Annotated in this window: 24 protein-coding genes; 12 read left to right on the top strand and 12 right to left on the bottom strand. The window is 68.6% G+C overall.

The window, feature by feature from the left end; genetic code table 11:
* Positions 1–2 precede the first annotated feature (2 nt).
* The 3 genes from ACTWOL_RS31715 to ACTWOL_RS31705 all read right to left on the bottom strand — a co-directional run bounded on the left by ACTWOL_RS31715 (position 3) and on the right by ACTWOL_RS31705 (position 2,639).
* Entirely contained in the window at positions 3–806 is an 804-nt protein-coding gene (locus ACTWOL_RS31715) for an NAD(P)-dependent oxidoreductase (protein ID WP_474301301.1), read from the bottom strand.
* A 41-nt stretch (positions 807–847) separates the two neighbouring features.
* Entirely contained in the window at positions 848–1,507 is a 660-nt protein-coding gene (locus ACTWOL_RS31710; protein WP_474300286.1) for an HAD family hydrolase, read from the bottom strand.
* 250 nt (positions 1,508–1,757) lie between these two features.
* A complete protein-coding gene (locus ACTWOL_RS31705) occupies positions 1,758–2,639 on the bottom strand; it encodes a helix-turn-helix transcriptional regulator (RefSeq protein WP_474300285.1) in 882 nt (293 codons plus the stop codon).
* Positions 2,640–2,920: 281 nt separating this feature from the next.
* Between ACTWOL_RS31705 and ACTWOL_RS31700 the strand changes: the two genes are divergently transcribed.
* Together ACTWOL_RS31700 and ACTWOL_RS31695 are read left to right on the top strand one after the other, a co-directional pair.
* The gene (locus ACTWOL_RS31700; protein ID WP_474300284.1) at positions 2,921–3,682 is read left to right on the top strand and encodes a DeoR/GlpR family DNA-binding transcription regulator; all 762 of its coding nucleotides are present in this window, start codon (positions 2,921–2,923) and stop codon (positions 3,680–3,682) included.
* A gap of 84 nt (positions 3,683–3,766) precedes the next feature.
* Entirely contained in the window at positions 3,767–4,051 is a 285-nt protein-coding gene (locus ACTWOL_RS31695) for a ribosomal protein L7/L12 (RefSeq protein WP_474300283.1), read from the top strand.
* Between the two features lie 199 nt (positions 4,052–4,250).
* Here the strand turns inward: ACTWOL_RS31695 and ACTWOL_RS31690 are convergent, their stop codons facing one another.
* The 3 genes from ACTWOL_RS31690 to ACTWOL_RS31680 all read right to left on the bottom strand — a co-directional run bounded on the left by ACTWOL_RS31690 (position 4,251) and on the right by ACTWOL_RS31680 (position 6,681).
* Entirely contained in the window at positions 4,251–4,673 is a 423-nt protein-coding gene (locus tag ACTWOL_RS31690) for a zinc-binding dehydrogenase (RefSeq protein ID WP_474300282.1), read from the bottom strand.
* Positions 4,670–5,197, bottom strand: a complete 528-nt coding sequence (locus tag ACTWOL_RS31685; protein WP_474300281.1) for a quinone oxidoreductase family protein — start codon at positions 5,195–5,197, stop codon at positions 4,670–4,672. The genes ACTWOL_RS31690 and ACTWOL_RS31685 overlap by 4 nt, the downstream gene beginning before the upstream one ends.
* Positions 5,198–6,081: 884 nt before the next feature.
* A complete protein-coding gene (locus ACTWOL_RS31680; protein WP_474300280.1) occupies positions 6,082–6,681 on the bottom strand; it encodes a TetR/AcrR family transcriptional regulator in 600 nt (199 codons plus the stop codon).
* Positions 6,682–6,883: 202 nt separating this feature from the next.
* Here ACTWOL_RS31680 and ACTWOL_RS31675 point away from each other — a divergent pair, with 202 nt between their 5' ends.
* On the top strand, positions 6,884–7,402 hold the full coding sequence (locus tag ACTWOL_RS31675) for a hypothetical protein (RefSeq protein ID WP_474300279.1): 519 nt from the start codon (positions 6,884–6,886) through the stop codon (positions 7,400–7,402).
* Positions 7,403–7,427: 25 nt separating this feature from the next.
* Here the strand turns inward: ACTWOL_RS31675 and ACTWOL_RS31670 are convergent, their stop codons facing one another.
* Together ACTWOL_RS31670 and ACTWOL_RS31665 are read right to left on the bottom strand one after the other, a co-directional pair.
* On the bottom strand, positions 7,428–8,420 hold the full coding sequence (locus ACTWOL_RS31670; RefSeq protein ID WP_474300278.1) for an SRPBCC family protein: 993 nt from the start codon (positions 8,418–8,420) through the stop codon (positions 7,428–7,430).
* Positions 8,421–8,422: 2 nt separating this feature from the next.
* On the bottom strand, positions 8,423–9,313 hold the full coding sequence (locus ACTWOL_RS31665; RefSeq protein WP_474300277.1) for a hypothetical protein: 891 nt from the start codon (positions 9,311–9,313) through the stop codon (positions 8,423–8,425).
* A gap of 240 nt (positions 9,314–9,553) precedes the next feature.
* On the opposite strand from ACTWOL_RS31665, the gene ACTWOL_RS31660 reads away from it, so the two are divergent.
* The 8 genes from ACTWOL_RS31660 to ACTWOL_RS31625 are packed head-to-tail and all read left to right on the top strand — an operon-like array spanning position 9,554 to position 13,381.
* Positions 9,554–9,904, top strand: coding sequence for a gas vesicle protein GvpO (locus tag ACTWOL_RS31660; protein WP_474300276.1), 351 nt, complete (start codon positions 9,554–9,556; stop codon positions 9,902–9,904).
* Positions 9,905–9,933: 29 nt separating this feature from the next.
* Positions 9,934–10,440 carry a gas vesicle structural protein GvpA gene (locus tag ACTWOL_RS31655; RefSeq protein ID WP_474300275.1) on the top strand — a complete coding sequence of 169 codons (507 nt, stop codon included), beginning with the start codon at positions 9,934–9,936 and terminating at the stop codon, positions 10,438–10,440.
* A 4-nt stretch (positions 10,441–10,444) separates the two neighbouring features.
* A complete protein-coding gene (locus ACTWOL_RS31650) occupies positions 10,445–11,158 on the top strand; it encodes a GvpL/GvpF family gas vesicle protein (RefSeq protein WP_474300274.1) in 714 nt (237 codons plus the stop codon).
* Positions 11,159–11,169: 11 nt separating this feature from the next.
* Positions 11,170–11,421 carry a gas vesicle protein GvpG gene (locus ACTWOL_RS31645; RefSeq protein ID WP_474300273.1) on the top strand — a complete coding sequence of 84 codons (252 nt, stop codon included), beginning with the start codon at positions 11,170–11,172 and terminating at the stop codon, positions 11,419–11,421.
* A 30-nt stretch (positions 11,422–11,451) separates the two neighbouring features.
* The gene (gvpJ, locus tag ACTWOL_RS31640; protein WP_474300272.1) at positions 11,452–11,913 is read left to right on the top strand and encodes a gas vesicle protein GvpJ; all 462 of its coding nucleotides are present in this window, start codon (positions 11,452–11,454) and stop codon (positions 11,911–11,913) included.
* Complete coding sequence (locus ACTWOL_RS31635) at positions 11,906–12,733, top strand: GvpL/GvpF family gas vesicle protein (RefSeq protein ID WP_474300271.1); 828 nt, start codon at positions 11,906–11,908, stop codon at positions 12,731–12,733. The genes gvpJ and ACTWOL_RS31635 overlap by 8 nt, the downstream gene beginning before the upstream one ends.
* Positions 12,730–12,978, top strand: coding sequence for a gas vesicle protein (locus ACTWOL_RS31630; RefSeq protein WP_474300270.1), 249 nt, complete (start codon positions 12,730–12,732; stop codon positions 12,976–12,978). The genes ACTWOL_RS31635 and ACTWOL_RS31630 overlap by 4 nt, the downstream gene beginning before the upstream one ends.
* Positions 12,965–13,381 (top strand): gas vesicle protein K, encoded by a 417-nt coding sequence (locus ACTWOL_RS31625; protein WP_474300269.1) that lies wholly within the window; start codon positions 12,965–12,967, stop codon positions 13,379–13,381. The genes ACTWOL_RS31630 and ACTWOL_RS31625 overlap by 14 nt, the downstream gene beginning before the upstream one ends.
* Before the next feature lie 65 nt (positions 13,382–13,446).
* Here ACTWOL_RS31625 and ACTWOL_RS31620 read toward each other — a convergent pair whose 3' ends face one another.
* A complete protein-coding gene (locus ACTWOL_RS31620; RefSeq protein WP_474300268.1) occupies positions 13,447–13,893 on the bottom strand; it encodes a cupin domain-containing protein in 447 nt (148 codons plus the stop codon).
* Between the two features lie 536 nt (positions 13,894–14,429).
* Between ACTWOL_RS31620 and ACTWOL_RS31615 the strand changes: the two genes are divergently transcribed.
* Complete coding sequence (locus ACTWOL_RS31615; protein WP_474300267.1) at positions 14,430–15,164, top strand: SDR family oxidoreductase; 735 nt, start codon at positions 14,430–14,432, stop codon at positions 15,162–15,164.
* A 105-nt stretch (positions 15,165–15,269) separates the two neighbouring features.
* Here the strand turns inward: ACTWOL_RS31615 and ACTWOL_RS31610 are convergent, their stop codons facing one another.
* The 3 genes from ACTWOL_RS31610 to ACTWOL_RS31600 form a co-directional block, all read right to left on the bottom strand.
* Positions 15,270–17,831, bottom strand: a complete 2,562-nt coding sequence (locus ACTWOL_RS31610) for a hypothetical protein (RefSeq protein WP_474300266.1) — start codon at positions 17,829–17,831, stop codon at positions 15,270–15,272.
* Positions 17,832–17,969: 138 nt separating this feature from the next.
* On the bottom strand, positions 17,970–18,323 hold the full coding sequence (locus tag ACTWOL_RS31605) for an MmcQ/YjbR family DNA-binding protein (RefSeq protein WP_474300265.1): 354 nt from the start codon (positions 18,321–18,323) through the stop codon (positions 17,970–17,972).
* A gap of 142 nt (positions 18,324–18,465) precedes the next feature.
* The gene (locus ACTWOL_RS31600) at positions 18,466–19,965 is read right to left on the bottom strand and encodes a phosphoesterase (protein WP_474300264.1); all 1,500 of its coding nucleotides are present in this window, start codon (positions 19,963–19,965) and stop codon (positions 18,466–18,468) included.
* Positions 19,966–20,022 lie beyond the last annotated feature (57 nt).

Below are 20,022 nucleotides of genomic sequence, written 5' to 3'. Positions count from 1 at the left end.
CATCAGTCAGGGTCTGGGCCGCGGAGCAGCGCGAGGGCTTCGTCGACCGTAAGTGGCTCGTCCCGTGCGTCCTCCCAGCGGCCAAGTGTTTCGGCGGCACTGCGTAGGAGTGCGTCGGGTAGGCCGGCATCGGCAAGAAGGTCACCGGCATCAGCGAGTTCGGGTGCCCAGCGCCAGGCTCGAGCCGCGGTCTTGGTGATGTAGTCGGTCTCCGACAGGTAGCTGCCGGAACGCCGGAGGGCGATGTCCAGGAGTTCGTCCCCCACGCCGTGGTACTCCGCAACGCCGTACGCGAGCGCGGCGAGAACGCGGGAGACCTTCTGGTAACTCGAGTACGAGAGTTTGAGCGCCGACGCCGTTCCGACCTCTTCTCCGAGGATGCGGGTGCGGATCCCGGTGTCGATGAAGAGGTCTTCCACACGCTTGGTGTGAGTACGAGGACCGGAGAGGTAGAGGGTTGGCTGCTTCGAGCCGGTGGGTGGGGAGCCGACGACAGAAGCGTCGACGACTTGCGAACCGGGGAGGATCGATGCGATGCGATGCATGCGGCGAGGGGAGATCGCGTTCGCCTCGATGTAGATCTTTGATCCCACGCCGTACGTTGCGATCTGGTCGGCGACCTCCTCAGCCGCGGCAGGTGGGCACAGGGACAGGATGAAGTCGGCACGGTCCAGGAGTTCGGGAAGCGATGTGGACTCCAGTCCTCCCACCTCCGCACGGCGTCGAGTAGCTGTGCTGCGCCCGTCGGGGCACCAGAGAACGGCAGCCCCCCGCGCGAGCAGCCGGGCGCCGAAGGCCGCACCCATGCTTCCGGGATGGAAAAGTCCAACAGTCGATACGGGTGTCGTCATTGGTGCTCCCTGCCTCCATGGTCCAGGATCACGTCGATGGCGTGGCGGGCAGAGGGAGCGCATTGGTCAGGCGGCGCGAGACCCTCAGGCCACCGCTCCGCATCACCGATCCAGATCGTCCGGAGGCCCGCGGCGCGACCGCCCGAGATGTCGTGGACCGGGTCGTCGCCTACCATCCAGCCGCCGCCGAGCCGAGCGCCGCATCGTTCCGCCGCCCTGGCGAAGAACCGCCGATCAGGCTTACGCACGCCGGCCTCCTCCGAGACACACACGGAGTCGACTCGCTGATCGATCCCGGTGGCACGCACCTTTGCGTGCTGAATGTCTGTTGCGCCATTCGTGACGACTCCGACGCGCCAGCCGTTCGCCCGCAGCTGTTGTAGACCATCAAGAACGTCAGCAGAGCAGCTGGTCATGGACGCCATCGCGGCGACGTAGTCGCACCACAACCGGTGGGGGCCTGGGCCCAGCCCGTAGTGTTCGCGGATCGCGGCGAAGTCGGCGGGCAGGGCGCGCTCGGAGAGGCGAGTCACGAGCTCATCGCGTTGGTCACTGCCCAGGCCATAACGGTCGGCGAAGGCCATAAGTACCGAGACGAGGGTGCTCGATCTGTCGATCAAAGTATCGTCGAGGTCGAAAAGCACCAAGCGCTGCATTGCTGCACCCTACGCGCTCGTTGCAGGGGGTGACGCACCTCGCTCAAGTCCGACCGGTGACACCCTACAAGGGAGTCAGCGTACGCAATGCCCTCTTCCGTTCTCGCCAGGCTCCTTGCAGAACAGCTCGGCCGCGGACGGGGAACGACACCGTGAAGGCCAACCAATCGTCCACGCCCTCGCCGATGTGGACAGGCCGAACCGTCCTCACAGGTCACCGTCAGCACGACGGTCCGCCGGGAGGGGGGCCTCAGCCGTGGCGGTGTGCCGTGTCCGCTTCGCGGGCCGTGGGCCGGGAAGCGTTCAGGGAAGCGAGGAGGGCCAGCGAGTCGGCCGATGGCGTACCCGGCTCGGCCTGGTAGACGACCAGTTGCTGGGCCGGTGCCCCCGCGACGACGAACACCTCGGCGTGCAGCTCCAGGTCGCCGACGTCGCGGTGACGGAGGCGTTTGGTCATGCGGTCCTTGGCGTGTACGTCATGACGGGCCCAGAGCTGGCGGAACTCGGGGCTCTTCAGTGACAGTTCACCGACGAGCGCTACCAGCCGCGGATTGTCCGGATCAGTGCCGGCGGCCTGCCGCAGTGCGGCGACGGACGACGCGGCGGCGGTGTTCCAGTCGCGGTAGAAGTCATGCGCGGCCGGGTCCAGGAACACCATGCGGAGCATGTCGCCTCGCTCGGTGAATCCGGCGAAGAGGGCGTCGGCGAGACGGTTGCGGGCCAGGATGTCCAGGGCGTGGCCGAGGACGAAGGCGGGCGTGTCGGTCCAGTTGTCGATCAGGCGGCGCAGCTGGGGGCTGACGTGTTCGGCGCGGGATGCGCGGTGGACACGGCGCGCGCCGGGCGTGGCGATCCGGTACAGATGGGCCACTGCTTCGTCGTCCAGGCAAAGGGCGCGGGCGACGGCGTCGAGGACCTGCGGCGACGGATGCCGTTCCCGCCCCTGCTCCAGCCGCATGTAGTAGTCGGCGCTGACCCCGGCCAGCATGGCGACCTCTTCGCGGCGCAGACCGGGCACCCTGCGGCGGCCGGTGGCGGACAGCCCCGCGTCCTCGGGCCGCCGCAGAGCCCGGCGGGCGCGCAGGAACGCCCCCAGGGTGTTCGGTGCCGCGGTGTTCTTGTCGCTGTCCATGCCGTCGAGACTACGGCGGCCGCCCGGACAACGGACAGCGCGGAGACTGGGCGTGGTACACCCAGGTTGGAGCGGTGTGCGGCCTCGTCCGCGAGCGCCGGACAACGGGCTCCCGGCATCGGAGTCGGACCGTTCACCCACCGCCCCAAATTGATGCATCGTACATTTATGCTGGTCAGGGTCGGTGGAGACTGTGAAGAATCCCGACAGGCCTTCAGTGGAGGCAAATTTCCTCCCAAGCCCTGACAAACTCCTGCATCACCGACAAGGAGAAAGAGACCGTGGACGCCGATCGCCGTCGACGTGCGATTCTCACGGTTGCCCGGCGCAACGGTTCGATCGATGTGGCCGGAGTCGCGTCAGACCTGGGGGTTTCGCCGGAAACCGTGCGCCGCGACCTGCGGACGCTGGAGGACACCGGCCTGATCCGCCGCACGAGAGGCGGCGCCTACCCCGTGGAGAGCGCGGGGTTCGAGACGACACTGGCCGAACGCACCACCCGGTACCTGCCGCAGAAGCGACGCATCGCGACGGCCGCCGTGGGGCTGCTGGGCGAGGCCGAGACCGTGTTCATCGACGAGGGCTTCACCCCCCAGCTCATCGCCGAGGCTCTCCCGGTGGACCGGCCTCTGACGGTGATCACCGCCTCCCTGGCCACCGCCCACGCACTGGCCGACCGCGCGCCGACCCAGGTGCTGCTGCTCGGCGGCCGTGTACGGGGCGGCACCATGGCCTCGGTCGACCACTGGGCGACGAGAATGCTCTCCGAGCTGGTGATCGACCTCGCTTACGTCGGTGCCAACGGGATCTCCCGCGATTACGGGCTGACCACGCCGGACTCCGCGGTCGGCCAGGTCAAGGCGCAGGCCATGAAGTCGTCCCGGCGCAAGGTGTTCTCGGGGATCCACACCAAGTTCGGTGTGACGAGCTTCCATCGGTTCGCCGAGGTGCAGGACTTTGAAGCGATCATCACCGACACCTCACTCTCCGCGATCGAGGCCAAGCGTTACGCGGCGCTCGGCCCCCAGGTGATCCGGAGCTGACGCCAAGATTGCACCCCTGACTCCACCGACCCGGAAGCGGCCGCTCCTATTCGGCGGCACCCACTTGGCGTACGATTTCCGATCATGGATATCGCAGTGCTTCTGGCGGTCGTCGCAGCCCTTCTCCTGCTGGGATCCGTCGACCTCAAACTGAGCCGTATGGAACGCAGGATCGCAAGGCTCGAGCGCAAGATCGACCTCAGCCTGACCCACCTGGGTATCAGCGAGGACGAGCCCCAGGTGGAGCAGGTGAACGCACTGGTGCGCGAGGGCAAGAAGATCGAGGCGATCAAGGCCTACCGAGAGGCGACGGGCGCCGGCCTCAAGGAGGCGAAGGACGCGGTGGACCGGCTGGAGGCCGGCCGCTGAGACGAGCCTGTGAAGCCGGCCCGCCGCGGGGTGTGCGCCGGCTCCGGGCAGGTCGCCCTGACTGCGAAGGACCGGCCGGTCCTGGGGGACTCGGCCGGTATTCGCCATCGCGGTATCCACGATCAAGGGGAAGCTTCACCCCGCCCTTGAACCAGCTGCCCAGGACCCCTGCTTCCAGGACGCGTGAGGACGACCCCTTCTAGGTACGGGTGAGGACGACCTTGCCGACGACCTTGAGCCGGCCTTCTTCGAAGTCACGGAGCACGTCGATGGCATCCTCCATCGCGAAGGTCGCGCCGACGTTGGTGATCAGCCGCTTCTCGCCGATGGCCGCGATGGCCTTGTCGAGGCCGCTCGTGTCCGCTATCGCGAACGCGGCTTTTGCGCGCCGCTTCGTGGCGAGGGACCACAGATGCGGCAGCCCTGGTGTCATGGTGCGGAAATGGCCGTTCGGTGCGAGAGCGGCTTCGACGTCCTGGTACCGGTAACGGTCGGACAGGTCGATGACGGTGTCGAAGCGCGTACCGCTTCCGGCAAGGCTCTGCGTCCGGTAGTCGAGGACGCGGTCGAGTCCGAACGAGCGCAGTGTTTCGGCTGCCGGGCCGCCGGCAACGGCCGTCACACGAGCACCCGCATCGCGCGCGAACTGCACGGCGTAGAGGCCGATTCCACCGCCGGCGCCGAGGACGGCGACGCGATGGTCCGCTTGTCCGGGACGCGGTGTCGATACTTCGAGGCCACCTTCGCCGCGGTCGCAGCGCCCATCGGCAGCGTGCTCGCCTCGGCGAACGTCAGGCCGTCGGGGATGCGCCGCACCTTGTCCGCCTTGACGAGGACGAAGTCCGCGAAACTCCGAAACCGTGCGGCGGACAGGCCCGTCACCGCGTCACCCGGCGCGACGGTCGAGACGTCCTTCCCGATGCCGCGGACGACACCGGCGAAGTCGAGCCCCATCCCCTTCGGATACGGCTCGCCGAACATGTTCGCCACGCCCAGTTCCCCGGTGCGCATCTTGATGTCGGTCGGGTTGACCGAGGCGGCTTTGACATCGACGACGATCTCGTCCGGACCCGGCGTGGGCTCGTCAGCCACGCCCCATTCGAGTACTTCCGGTCCTCCGCGGCGCCGGTACTGCAATCGCTTCACTTCTGACGTTCCTCTCTGAAAAGGCGCCGCGCGGCAACGCTACGACGTGTGTCACATCCCAGGGACACTGCTGGTACGGGTGGGTCCGTCGGGCCGTGGGTCCGATACGAGCCGAGCCACCCACGGGACGTGGTGGCCGGTGCCGACTGCTCTCAACGACGGCGTGCCGTTTCGGACTTGGGGGCGGGCGGGTGGCTCGGGCCGGGGGCCACCCGGTGTTCTGTCCGGATGTCGGGTCATCACCACCTCCACCTCCAAGGAATCGATGACCGAGTGGAAGTCGCGGGTTGGACAACCGGGCATGGGACGCCACGGGCCCCGCACCTCGATGCGAGCCGTCCAGGCCGGGTCGGAGGCTGCAGCCTCCGGTCGCCCCGGGCAGGAGAGGCACCCACCCTGAATCACTCAGTGCGTGTGATTTCCCTTCCTGTGTATCACACAGAAAGTATGATTTACCAAGTACCACTGACGAAGGTGGCATGTATCACGCAGCGCGTACGATTCTTGGAGGGCAGGAGCGCCCTCAAGGCCGCTCACAGGCCCGGGCGTATGCGCTTGAAGGGCACGTGGGTCCCGGCCCCACACCTCGGCCCGGAGCCACCACCGGTTCGATGCGCCCGTCCTGACCAGACGCCGAGCACTCCCCAGGCCGTGATCACCGGATGTGCGAACCGCACTACGGACCGCTGACACCCAGGCCGGTTACACCTCTGCGCGCTGCGGCGCCGACACCGTCCACCCCGGTCGAAAGCACGAAGAGAGGGCGGGTTCCCTCGAGAGCCCGCTTGTGGTGCGCAAACGAACCGGGCGGGGCACCGCTGCCACGGCCCCGCACCCCCGGGCCCGCCAGTGCGCCCGCCGGTGCGTCCGGGGGTGCGAATCGCTCAGTCCTTGACCGGTTCCCCGGTGTGCGGCAGGTCCAGGTTCAACGCGGCGAGCCACTGGGTGGCGACGGCACCGATGAACTCGTCGGTCACCTCGAGCCCCTCGATCAGCAGCCGGAAGAGGACGGGTGCACACAGCAGCGTGTACTCGTCGGCGGTGACCTGGCGGCCGGAAGGTTCGACCAGCACATTGAAGGCCGCGTGTCGGTTTTCACCGATGCGCGTCAACGCCTGGGCGCTGTCGGGGTCGTAGTCGGCCTGGGCGATCACGGCGAGCACGGCGGCGCGGGTGGGTGGGTCACCGAGGCCCGCGCGGAGGCTGATGAGCCATGCCGTGGCGACGGTGCGTAGATCCGAACCGGGCTCCGGGTAGCCCACTTCGGGACCCTCCAGCAGCAGGTCGGAGAGCAGATTGGCCCGGGCGGGCCAGTGCCGGTAGAGCGTCTGCCTGGTCACGTCGGCACGTTCGGCCAGCAGGGCATACGTCAGTCCGGCGGGGCCGACCTGGGGCAGAAGGTCGCGGGCGACCTTCAGCACGCGGGAACGGGTGCGCTGGACCCGCGGGTTGCTCAGAGTCGGGCGGCGTCGATGGTTCGACATGCGCCGATCATACCCCAGCAAATCATCCGTAATGCATGATTTACACCAGGCCCCAGACAGGCCCCAGACAGTACCCATCGTCGAGCGACCTCTTCCGGCCACCTTCGCACGCCGCCCGGACCGGGACCGCATCCACCGCGCACCGGCTCGCCGTTCGGCCCCGCGAGTCGCGGACCGGCGCCTCCTGTCGTAGACAGGAATCATGAACGCAGAGCCCCGGCACGACGAAGCCCTCACCATCTACCTCAACGATCACCTGGCAGGAGCGACGACGGGGGTCGAGCTGTCCCGGCGGATCGCACGAGCCCATCGCTCGTCGCCGCACGCCGCCGATATGGAGCGGGTAGCCGACGGGATCGCCGAGGACCGCGCGTCGCTCGTGACACTGATGCGGTCGCTCGGGATCGACCCGCACCGCTACAAGGTGTGTGCGGGCTGGGCAGCGGAGAAAATCGCACGGCTGAAGCCCAACGGCCGCCTGCATCGCCGCTCCGGGCTCAGCTCGCTCGTCGAACTGGAGACCCTGCGCCTCGGCATCCAGGGCAAGTACCAGTTGTGGCAATCCCTGGCATCGGTCGCGGAAGAACAACCCGGCCTCGACGCCGGCCGGATCCGGGAGCTCGGGGACCGGGCGAGGAAACAGATGGAGATCGTGGACGACCTGCACGCCGCGGCAGCAGGCGTACTGACCGGGAAGCACGTACAGCACGTCGGCATCTGACCGTCCGTCGCGGTGCGGTGGAGCGTTACCGCTCGTCCTCGCCTTCGTCATCGTCGTACTCGCCGTACTCCTCGTCCCCGTCGGCCTCGTCGGCGTCCTTGCGCTCGTCCTGGCCGTCCTCGCCCTCGTAGGCCTCGTCCTCGTCGTACTCCTCGTCTCCGTCCTCGTTCGCGTCGTCACCCTCGTATCCGGCCTCTTCATCCTCCACGGCCTCCTCGTGGGTGCGGACCACTTCACCGTCGCGGATCTCACCGCGCCAGCCCTCGGGCTCATCTTCGGTGAAGGTGACGTAGCGCTGGAAGTTCTTGAAGTCCAGCCGCAGACGCCGCCCTTGGGCACGCCAGAGATTCCCCGTCTTCTCGAAGAAGCCGGAGGGGTAGTACTCGACGACCAGCACGATACGAGTAAGATCGGGTGTGACCTCGTGGAAGCTGACGCAACCACGGGTGGTCCCCTTGGCCCCCTCGGAGGTCCAGACGATCCGCTCGTCGGGGACCTGCTGCTGAACGGTTGCCTTCCATCCCCGAGTCGACGGCCCCACCTTCACCTTCCAGTCGCTGGACGTTTCGTCGCCCTTGGACACACTGCGCACGCCCTTGGTGAAGCTGCTGAACTCTTCGTACTGGGTCCAGTGGTCGTACGCCGTCCGTATCGGAACACCCACATCGAGCACTTCGACGATGTTGGTCACCTTGGTAGTGCCGGGTTTTCCGCCGCCCCGACCGCCGAGCAGGTCCTTTGCCTTGCCCAGCACGTTGTCCTTGACGCTCTTGGCCTTCTCGCCAACGAACGCCTTCACCGGGGAGTCGCCCTGGAGAATGCGAAGTCCGGCTCCGGCGAGTGGGCCCCCGTTCTCGGCGGAGTCGAGAAGCTGGTCGGTGATGTCCGCCAGTTTGTCGCCGGCCTTGTCGGCCAGATTCTCCACCTGGGCGCCAAGGTAGTCGACGAATTCATCGCGGAGCAGGTCCAGCCCCGAGGAACCACCGCCGTCTGAGCCACGATCCTTCCCGTCGGCCATGACTACCTCCGCCGTGACGTGGTCTTCTTCGCGGCCGACTTCTTCGCCGCCTTCTTCCTTGCCGGAGCCGCCGTCTTCCTTGCCGGAGCTGTCTTCTTCCTTGCCGGAGCTGTCTTCTTCGCGGCCGCCTTCTTCGCCGGGGCCTTCCTGGCCGGGGCCTTCTTCGCGGCCGACTTCTTCGCGGTGGTCTTCTTGGCGGCGGCCTTCTTCGCCGGAGGGGCCTTCTTGGCGGACTTGGCAGTGGGTCGCCTCTGCGCGCTCCTGCCGCCGGTGGCCGTCTTCTCGGCCGGGGCCTTCCGGGGAGTGGACCTACGGACGGGTGCCGCCTTCTTCGCCGGTGCCCGCTTCCGGGGAGCCGAGCGCTCCCGACGGCGGCGTCGCGGCTGCTCCTCCTCGGCCTCCTCCTCTTCGCCTTCAGGCTCTTCCGCTTCCTCTTCTTCCGGCTCTTCCTCGTACTCCTCTTCGTACTCCGGCCCTTCCTCCGGCTCTTCCTCCGGCTCCTCCTCGTACTCCTCCTCTTCTTCCTCTTCCTCGTCCCGGGGCTCTTCTTCCTCGGGTTCCTCCTCTTCCTCGCTCCGCTTCTCGCCCAGTCGGAGCGTGCGTTCGTGGAGCGACTCGGCCAGATCGGCGAGTCGGCGGTCGGCCGTGGCCGCGAGGGCCTTGCGGCCGGCGTCGAGCAGTTCGCCCCGTATCTGCTCGTTCAGATCGGCGACCTGGGGGACCTCCCCCAGCCGTCGAAGCCCTTCCGTAGCCAGCTGCTGCGGGTCAAGCCCGAACCGGCGGCCGGCGAGATAAGTCGCCATGGCGAAAGCCAGCCGCCCCTTCTTCGCACGCCCGAGCAGATATCCGCCCGCGACAGCGGCCGCGAGGGCGATCTTGGTCGTGTCATTCATGAACGGTCCCTTCGGAAAGGGCAGGCAACGCCGGCCCACATCCAATGCCTTGGCACGGCGGCCCGGTTGAGGAGACAGCGTTCAGCAGGGGCGGCGCCGGTCGGCGCACAGGCCCACTCGCCCCGCTCGTCCGGGCGGACACAAGGAAACTGCCCAAATCAGTAAGGCATATGTCCCTATATGATGAAATTGTATGTTCATGAGTGGGATGTGGCGCCCGCTTCGACCATCGGAGAGATCATGGCCGCAGCAGAACCCGCCAGGCGGCGGACCGCCGGCAGCCACAGCACGGGCAGCAAGCGCTCGGGCGACTCTTCCCGGCGTGCCGGCAGGGAGAAGGCGGCCTGGGCGATGCGTTCCGCAGCCGAACAGCTGACGGAGTTGCTCGGGCGGTCTCCGGAATCGGTCTCGGCGCTGAAGCCTACGGACGATGGCTGGGTAGCCGATGTGGAGGTGGTCGAGCTCGAACGCATCCCCGAAACCACGAGCGTGATGGCCAGCTACCGGGTAACGCTCGACAAGGAGGGCGATCTGGTGGCTTACGAAAGGACGCGGCGTTACACCCGCGGGCAGATCGACCGGCGGGGCTGAGACGGCCCCGGGCGGTGAAGGGAGGCACCATGACTGTGGTGCCACAAGGCAGTGGCAGCGTCTCCAGAGGTGGTGGGGGTGGTACGAGCAGCCTCTACGACGTCCTGGAGCTCATCCTCGATCGCGGACTCGTCATCGACGTCTTCGTCCGTGTGTCCCTGGTGGGAATCGAGATCCTCAAGATCGACGCACGCATCGTCGTTGCCAGCGTCGACACCTATCTGCGGTTCGCCGAGGCGTGCAACCGGCTCGATCTCGAGGCCGGCAGCAAACAGCCCGCGCAGCTGACCGACATCGTCGGCGATTCGGTCGAGAGCGGCGCGAAGGGCAAGTCGAAGGGCGCCCTGACCGGGGCGGCCGAGGCGGTCACCGACACCATCAAGGGCATCACGGACCGTGACGACGAGGAGGATGCCGACGAGGACGAGGACGAAGGGGCAGAACAGGAGACCGAGGAGGAACCCGTGGAGCGGCCACGACGGACGGCTCGGCGGACCTCGTCACGGCGTGTGAGGGGCTCGTCCCGCGAGAGGTAAGGCCATGGCCGTATACATCTACTCGATCGTCGGCAACCGGCATCCGGCACGACTCGACGACCTCAACGGTGTCGGCGAGGAGGCGGCGCAGCTGCGCACCGTGAGCGCAGGACCGCTGTGCGCAGTGGTCAGCGATGCGCCGGAGGACCTGCGCCCCAAGCGGCGCGACCTCGGTGCGCACCAGGAGGTACAGCAACGGCTCATGGCGGACGGCACCGTGCTGCCCCTGAGGTTCGGCCTCCTGGCGGCCGACGACGATGCCGTACGGCAAGCGCTGGAGGAACGCGCCGAGGAGTACACGGACCGGCTCCAGACGCTGCAGGGATGCGTCGAGTACCACCTGAAGGCGTCACAGGACGAGGAGTCCCTGCTGCGTCAGATCCTCGAGGAGAACGACGACGCCCGAAAGCTCAACGACGAGATCCTCAGCGGTCACGCCGGCCCCAATGTGTCCGTGTCACTCGGGGAACTGATCGTTCACGAGGTGCAGGTGCGGCAGGACGCCCTCGCCACGGGTGTGATCGAGGCGCTCCGTCCGTTCTCCCGGGACCACGAGTCGTCCCAGCCGACCGGCTCGGACTTCCTCAGCGTGTCGTTCCTGGTCCATCACGACCAGGACGAGCCCTTCCTCACCACGGAGTTGAGCGTCGCCAACCAGTTGGGGGACGACTTCGACTTCCGGCTCAACGGTCCCCTGCCTCCGTACAGCTTCGTCTGAAGGTGCTTTCCATGGGCCTGTTCACCGAGCTCGTCACTCTCCCCCTGGCACCCGTGCGGGGCGTCGCCTGGGTGATGGACCGGGTCATCGAGGCGGCGGAGAACGAGTACTACGACCCGGCACCGGTGCAACGCGACCTCGCCGAGCTCGAAGAGCAGCTGCTCGCGGGCGAGATCGACGAGGAGACCTTCGACCGGCGCGAGGACGAACTGCTCGACCGGCTGGAGGAGATCCAGGCCTTCTGGCGCGGCGAACAGCCATGACCAGGCACGAGGGAACACGAGGCCACGACTGTGACTGAACCGCTGGCCAACAGGCTCGGCTCCTATCCTTCCCGCGCGGCGCCGCCGTACGGGCAGGGTTCGTCCGCCAACCTCGCCGACATCCTCGAGCGAGTCCTCGACAAGGGCATCGTCATCGCGGGAGACATCCAGATCAATCTGCTCGACATCGAGCTGCTCACCATCAAACTGCGCCTCATCGTCGCCTCGGTCGACAAGGCGAAGGAGATGGGCATCGACTGGTGGGAGCACGATCCCTCGCTGTCGTCCCGCGGCAGGGGCGAGCGGTCACTGGCCGAGGAGAACCGGCGTCTGCGGGCCGAGATCCAGGCCCTGCGACAGGGCGGCGAACTTCCCGAAGGTGAGAAGGAATCCCGCGAATCCCTGGAGGAATCCCTGGAGGAACCCGACACGGAGCCCCGGGCGGGGTCTCGGGGAACGGCCCGCCGCCGAGGGAGCAGCCGCGATGAGTGACCGCAGTGACGACGTCTCGTACGTGTACGCCGTGGCGCAGACCACCGGTGGACTGGCGGAGTCCGTAGCCGCGCTCCGGGGGGTGGCGGACGCTCCCGTGCGTCTCGTCGCCGGGAGTCGAGGCGATGAACTGGTGCTCGTGGCAAGTCCGGTGCCCGCCCGGGACTTCCGGGAAGACGCACTGAAACAGCACTTCGAGGACCTGGAGTGGCTGGAGGCGGTGGCCCGCGCCCATCACCGCGTCATCGAGACACTGGCCGGCCGTACCACCGTCCTGCCTCTGCGCCTTGCGACGGTCTACCTGGACGACAGCCGGGTACGGGGCGTACTCGACGAGGGCTGGGCCGGCTTCGCGGAGCGCGTGGACCGGCTCGCCGGGCATGTGGAATGGGGGGTCAAGATCTATGTCGACCCTTCCGTGGAGACCGGCCCGGTGACGAGCCCGGCCCCCGCCCCCGGTCTCACCCCCGGACGCGCCTACCTGCGGGGCCGCAGGGAACAGCGAAGCGCCCGGGACAGCCGCTACACCGCGGCGCAGCGGGCCGCGGAGCAGGTCGAGGCGGCGGGACACCGCTACGCCGCAGACCGGGCACGGCACCGTGTCCAGCAGGGCGCCCTCGCGGACCCGAGTGGTGAGAACGTCGTCAATGACGCGTATCTCGTCCCCCTGGACCGTGCCGAGGACTTCCGCGGTGCGGTGTCCCACGCCGCGGACGGGCTGGACGGCGTCCGGATCGAGGTCACCGGCCCCTGGGCACCCTATTCCTTCGCCACGCCCCCCGAGGCTTCCGGCGAAGCGGTCGAAGGCACTCGCCCATGACCGCGCCCGAGCCGGTCCCGTACTCGGCGGTGGAGCCCCTTCCTGACCGGCAGGTCGCACTCATCGATCTGCTCGACCGGCTGCTCAGCGGCGGTGTGGTGCTCACCGGTGATGTGGTGCTGTCCATCGCCGACATCGATCTCGTACGGATATCGCTGCGGGCCCTGATCGTCTCGATCAGCGCCGAGAACCCGTCGCCCTGGGCGGCGCCTGCCGAGCCGCGAGACGGCCATGACGTCGTCTGAGTCTGCGGACGCCGGCAGGGAGGCACGGCGACTGGACGAGGTAGCGGACGCCGCCGCCCGGGCCTTCCGGCTGCTTCCCGCCGTACCTCGTGACCTCGGGCCATCCGGCGACCGCCCCCGTTCGCCCGCGCGCCGGATCAGCGCCGATCCGGACACCGTGGAACGGGACCTGATCAGACTCGTCCTCACCCTGGTCGAACTGCTGCGGCAACTCATGGAACGTCAGGCGCTCCACCGCGTCGACCAAGGGGATCTCACCGAGGAGCAGGAGGAGCGTCTCGGCGCGACGCTCATGGTCCTGCACGACCGTATGAGCGAGTTGTGTTCCCAGTACGGGCTGACGATGGAGGACCTCAATCTCGACCTCGGGCCTCTGGGTACCCTGCTGCCGCCCAACGACTGACACCGGGCGATAACGTCCGTGGGTCGCAGGACACCGGCCGGATGTGCCTCACCCGGTGTCAGGTGTCAGGACGGCCGGGGTGCGCGCCTCCCCTTGCGCTGCTCCAGCTCCTCCTCGTCGACGAGAACGAGCATGGGCTTGTCCGGCCGGCACAACATCGTGACGAGGAACCGGACCGGTACGTCCGTGCGATGGTTGCCGTCCTGGTAGTGGATCACATCGCCGCCCGGCTCCCAGAAGGCCTCCCCCGCCCGGATCGCCCTCTCGGGCTCTCCCTCCAGCTCGAACAGCATCTCTCCCTCCAGCACATAGCCGAACGCCGGTCCGAAGTGCCTGTGGGGCGGAGTGCCCGGGTCTCCGGGTGGAAACTCGACCAGCACGGTCATGGCGTGCGCACCCTCGGGTACGAAGGGCGGCTTCGCCTCCTGGATCACGGTGACCGCGCTCTTCCATGCCTCGGAGCGATGCTGCCGGTTCGCTGAAGGGCCGGTCGTCCGCTCGTCGTTCGCCATCGCGCCACCTCCGTCCGGGCGCCGACACGGAGAGCCGATCGGTGGTGTCACGCGTGGTTCGCGTCGCACAGCGGCCTCGGCTTCGACACCGGCCACTGCGGCCGGGTTGTCGACTCGGCTTGTCGTCTCGGCGCGTGGTTCGGGCAACGCCGACCGCGTTCCGGCGCCGGGCACCGGAGCGGACAGGCGTCGAACGCAACGCTACTCCGCCTCCGTACCGGCCGTCGCGCGATGGCCGTCGCGCTGCGGCCTTCGTGCGGGCGTATCGTGTTCAGTGGTGTGGGTGTTCGTTCCGGAGCCACCGGGAAGTCGGCCGTGTGCGACGCGTCGCGAAACGACGCGGTACGCCAACACGAACGCCGGGCAGACGGCGACCGGCGTCCCCCGCTCGTCCGACTCACAACAGGCCGTTCGACTCACGTCGTTGTCGTTGGGTCGTTGGGTCGTTGACGTTGGAGTCTGTCGCTAGCTTGGTCGTCGCGGCCTTGTGGCGGCGATGTCCTGCGGGAATCCGCACACTCGGCGAAGGGTGCGTCATGAAGTTCACAGTCCTGGGGGCAACCGGCCTGATCGGCGCCCAGACGGTCGAGCGGCTCATTGCCGCCGGGCACGAAGTGGTGCCGGCTTCGCTGTCGACCGGGGTCGACGTTGTCAGCGGCAAGGGCTTGGAGGAGGCCTTCTCCGGCGCCGACGTGGTGGTCAACCTGACGAACTCCCCCGCGTTCGACGCGTCCTCCATCGACTTCTTCGAAACATCGATGAACAACATCGGAGCCGCGGCTGAGGAAGCCGGGGTACGCCATCTGGTGATTCTCTCGATCGTCGGTGTCGACCAGATGCCCCGGCTCGACTACTACCGGGCCAAGCTCGCCCAGGAGAACGCCCTCGTGAACGGGTCGGTGCCGTACTCGATCGTGCGGGCGACGCAGTTCTTCGAGTTCGTCGAAGCGATCATGTCCTGGACGACCGACGGCGACATCGTCCGGCTGCCTCCCACCCCTCTCCAGCCGATCGCGGCCGCCGACGTCGCCGCGGCGGTGGTGGGTACCGCCTCCGGCGACCCGTTGCAGGGGATCCGCAACATCGGCGGCCCAGAGGTCTTCCCGCTCGACGAGCTCGGCCGGATCACCCTGGGTGCCCGCGCCGACGGCCGCCGCGTGGTAACCGACGACCAGGCGGGCATGTTCGCCGAGGCCCCGGGTGATGTCCTGATCGCGCCGGAGGGCGCCGATCTGGCCACCACGTACTACCGGGACTGGCTCGAACGTTAGGTGATCGCGGGCACCGGCCGGCTCCTGCAGGAGCTGACCAAACGCCTCCCGGGCCGCTGGTACTCCCGGCCGGCTGGAGACGCTGCCACACCTGCTGACGAGGGTTCAGCCGTCGTCACGGGTGAGCACGAGCACATCGTCGCCCATCCCTATGACGAGGTCCGGCCCGAAGGCGGTCACACACTGGGCCCGCGAGGGTAGTTCGACCGTTTCCCTGAGCCGGGCTCCGGTCGGGACTCCGGCGAGGTCCCAGACGTAGACCGTGCCGCCTTCGTCCATGGTGATGGCATCCGTCCGGTCCTCCCCTCCGGTGCATTCCACCGCCAGCACTCCCGAGGCATGCCCCGCGAGTGTGGCCCGCAGGGTGCCGTCCGTGAGGTCCCAGACCTGCACCGCGGTGTCGTTCCATCCCGCCGTCAGGGCGTGCGGACGGCCGTCGAGGACAGTGTGCGCAAGGGCCCGGATCGAGGAGTGCCCGGTGTGCACGGTGGCGGTGACGCGTCGCCCATTCCCGGTGAACCTCCACACCCGAAGCGCCGCGTCATCGCCTCCCGTGACGAGATGGGGCCGGCCCCCGATCGTGACGGACCTCATCACCCGCACCGCGGACCGGGTGCGCTCGGCGAGAAAGGGCGGGGCCGTGTCGCCGCCGTCCAGGTCCCATACGCGCACGGTGCGGTCGTGGTCGGAGGTGACCACATGCGGTCGGCCGTCGACGGACGCCCACGACACCGTGTCCACCCCGTACTCGTGCCCCGGAAGGCCGCGCAGTCCGGCCCCCGGGCCCAGGTCCCACACCTGCGCGGCGTCGGAACAGGTCCCGACGACCGCGTGAGGGCGGTCGTCCACGGTCGTGCACGCCAGCGCCTCCACCCTGTCGCCGTGGGGAAGGACGTGCCGTTGCGTCCCGTCGGTCAGGTCCCAGACCCGTACCGTGGTGTCCCCTCCGGTGACGGCGTGGGGACGGCTATCGATCGTCACCACATGCACAGCCCCGACGGTCCCGGAGTGCCCGGAGCGTCCCTTCCCCGCGGCGGGCAGGAAGGCGTCCCCGAGGTCCCAGACGCGAGGGCGCGCGGAATGCCCGCCGCTCACCGCGTAGGCACGGCCGTCGACCTCCGCACAGACGAGCACGTCCACATCCCCGTGGTGTCCGGTCAGAGCCGCGCGTTCCGTATCGTCCGTCAGATCCCATATCCGGACCGTGCGGTCGCCGCCGGTGGTCATGGCATGAGGACGGCCGTCGAGGCTGACGCAGGTCACTGCGGAGACCCACGAGGTGTGCCCCGTCAGCACGGCCCGCTGCGTGCCGTCGGTCAGGCACCACACCCGCGCCGCGCACTCCGCGCCGCTCCCGGTGACGGCGTGGGGAATGCCGTCGATCACCGTGCAGGCCACCGAGTAGACGGCGGACGTGTGTCCGGTGAGCACCGCCTGTTCGACACCGTCCTCCAGGTCCCAGACCCGCACGGTGTCGTCGCAGCCCCCGGTCACCGCCACGGGGCGGCCGGCGACCTCGGCGAACGCCACCGCACGTACCTCGTCGGTGTGGCCGGCCATCCGCGCTCGTTCCGTACCGTCGGTCAGATCCCAGAGGCGGACGACGCGGTCCTCACCGGCGGTGACGGCGTGCGGCCGGCCGCCGATCTCCGTACAGCCCACTGCCCGTACCCAGCCCTTGTGGCCGCCGAGGGTGATCCGCTCGTATCCGGTGCGAAGGTCCCACACCCGTATGCCTCCGGAGCTGGTCCCGGTCACCACATGGGGGCTGCCGTCGAGCTCGACGCAGTCCAGTGCGTAGACGCCGTCGTCCTCGGTGATGACGAGGCGTTCGGTACCGTCCACCAGGTCCCACACCCGGACGCTCGCGTCGTAGCAGCCGGTCACCACATGGGGGCGCCCGTCGATGACGGTGCATGCGGCGGTGTCCACGCCCCGTCCCGTCCTGGTGAGGCGCAGCGCGGGGTGGACCATCGACCCGGTGGCCCAGCGCGGACGCCACCGGTGCCCGCGGGACAGTTCCCGGGCGAGGTCGTTCTCGCCGTGTCGGGCCGCGTCGACGGCAAGGATGTCCCTCCTCTCGGGCAGACCCGCGCCGGCGTGTACGTCGGCGGAGGCCCGGTAGATGCTCCGCCGCACCCGGCCTCCGGCCGGGCCGGGCGTGTTGAGCGCTCTGAGGAGTCCCGCGGCTTCGGCATGGACCAGGTACTCGGCGTCCTCCAGCACCTCGTCCAGAAGACCGCCCGCTCCGGCGTGTGCGGCAAGATGCTCGACGATGTACGGATCGGCCGCCGACCAGTCCCGGCGCCCGGTGCCGTCGTCCAGCGGCACCTCGGCCAGAAGCGCGCGAGCGATCGCCCGTTGTGCTTCCCGCTCGCCGGACGGATCACCTCCGGTACGCAGCCGCCGGGCCTGCGCCGGGTCACGGAGCCGACATGCGGGGCCTGTCGACGTCGTCGTCTCCACCAGTCGTTTCCGCAGCCGGACACGGGACGCGCTCATCTCCTGGAGCGTCCACGGGTGCCCCGACAGAGCCCGTGCCAGGACCGCCCACAGTTCGGGGGGAAGCCCCGCGCCCTCGGCGAACGCCAGGGAACGCAGCAGTGCCGAGTCGGCCGCATCGGCGTGGCCCTTCGTCGGCCCTGCGGGCCCCTCGTTCGCCGCCATCCGCTCGCTCCTCACCGGTCACGGCCCACCCCGCACATGGCGGTGGTCACTTCCGGCCCGGATGCTACCGACGGCCACTGACATCGCCGGCTGTCAGCAGCCGCGCTGTCCGGGTCCGGAAAATCGCCCGGACCGGACCTATGTGCCCGGCCGCAGGTCGGGGTGTTCCCCGGCCAGCCGGTCCGGCGCCGCCTGCCTCCAGGAGTCGACGAGGATGTCGCGCAGTTCGTCCAAGTCCTCCAGCGCGGCGAGCCGCACCCGGACCCAGGCTGAACTCGCCTCGTGCGGTGGTACCCAGAACTTGTCGGGCTCGGCGGCGATCAGCTCCGTGCGCTCGTGTCTGGGGCAGCGCACGGCGAACGACGTCTGGTCGTCGGGGATCGTGATGTACATCTTCCCGGCCACGCGGAAGGTGGGCATGGCCCATGCTTCCTTCTCCACCGTCTCGGGAAGGGCCAGCGCGATGCGGCGGATGTCCTCGGCGTCGATCATGTTCCCACCGTAGCCACCTGCGCTGACACACCCCGCAGCCGGTGGACGACCGTTCCGCTCCGGGACCGTCGGCGGAGCGGGAACGAAGACCTCCGTGCGGTGCGGTCCTTGACGACTCCACGCACGGGAGGTCTTCGCCCGGTCAGTGAAGCTGGACGAAGACCGGGTTCGAGTAGAACCACAGATCGTCCCAAGGGCTCTCCAGCCCGTCGGCGAGCGGCTCGGCCTCATCGGTGCTCGTGCCGCGCACCCGGGCGTAGAGGTCGGTTTCCACACCTCGCAGGGTGTGCCGGATGACGTAGTCCTTCCCCTGCCTGCGCCAGTCGCCCGGGCCGAACCGCGCCACCACCTTCGTGGTCGGGTTGGTGTCGGTGTCGAGGCCGCTCGGGCCGGTGACCTGACCCACGATCAGGTCGACGCGCCGGACCTGAGGGCGGTCGCCGTTGGCGTTCGTGCCTTCCAGCGGCCGGAACCTGATCTCGATCCCGACGTCGGTGCGGTTGCGGCGGCTCACGGTCAGTGTCTCTCCCATGGCGGCGGCGTCACCGCGGCTGCTCGCCGTGAGGTCGAGACCGGTGATCAGGTCCCCGGTGCCGACCCAGACCCGCCCGTTGCGGAGCCCGTCCATGATGTCGGCGTAGTCCTGCCTGGCCAGCACATGCGTCTTGCTGTACTCACCGGGCCAGAAGTCCGAGCCACCGCGTGTCCAGTGCACATGCGAGTCCGAGGTCGCGGTGATCCACCAGCGCCTTCCTTCGCCGAGCAGCGCGTCCCACAACCCGCCGACCCGTGCCGTCATCTGGTCGAAGCCACCGTGGGTCGGGTGGTTGCCGTATCCTCCACGCGGTTCTCCGTTGAGCGGGCCCGCCTGGTGGCCGGGAGAGCCCTCGAAGCCGACGTAGATCTCCGGTGCGACGTTGTTGCCGTTGCGGAACTCCCGGGGTGTGTCCTGTCCGTAGACACCGAGACCGGTCGCCGACCGGGAGGTGTGGTGGGCGATCACCAGCGGCTTGCGTCTCATGTCCTTCGCGGCCTTGAGGAACTCGATCATCTTGGCCTCGGTGTCGCGGCCGGGATCGGCGGGGAAGGCGTCGCGCTTGGCGAAACGGCTCTCCAACTCGAAGAGTTGCTGCGCCTCGTCGCGATGGTGGGGAATCATCAGCGTGTGGTGGTCCAGTGCGGGGGCATCGAACTCCATGCCCCAGAACTGGAGGACCTCCGGCACGAGTACACGTGAGCGCAGGAGATCCGGGTAGGCGAGTTCGACGTTCACCTTCGAGTGCGTCGGACCGCCGTGGTCGGTGCACATCACCCAGCTGAGACCGAAGTGCTTGGCCATGATCGCGTTGGTGACGATCGGGTACACGGCGTCGGCGCCCTTGCGGAACGTCGGCGGATTCGTCGACGTGTCGAACTCACCGCTGTACTCCGAGTGCACATGGTGGTCACCGGCGCGCCACACCCGTCTGCGGGAGTCGCCGTGCTTCCTGTGTCTGCCGTCCTCGGCACCCTCGGCCCACGCCGGACCACCGCTCACCAGCGGGCCGGCGGCCGCCAGCGTCGCGCCGACGCCGGCGTACTTGACCAAACGACGCCGCGATATCGCCGCGTTCTCGGTGTCCTCGAGATTGCTGTCCTTCACGGTGCTGCCTCTCGTTCGACCGGTGGGGGCGGTCACCGAGTCTCGGAGCACGAGCCG

The sequence above is a fragment of the Micromonospora sp. IBHARD003 genome (genome assembly GCF_056106285.1).
This window is presented reverse-complemented; position numbering and strand designations above follow the sequence as displayed.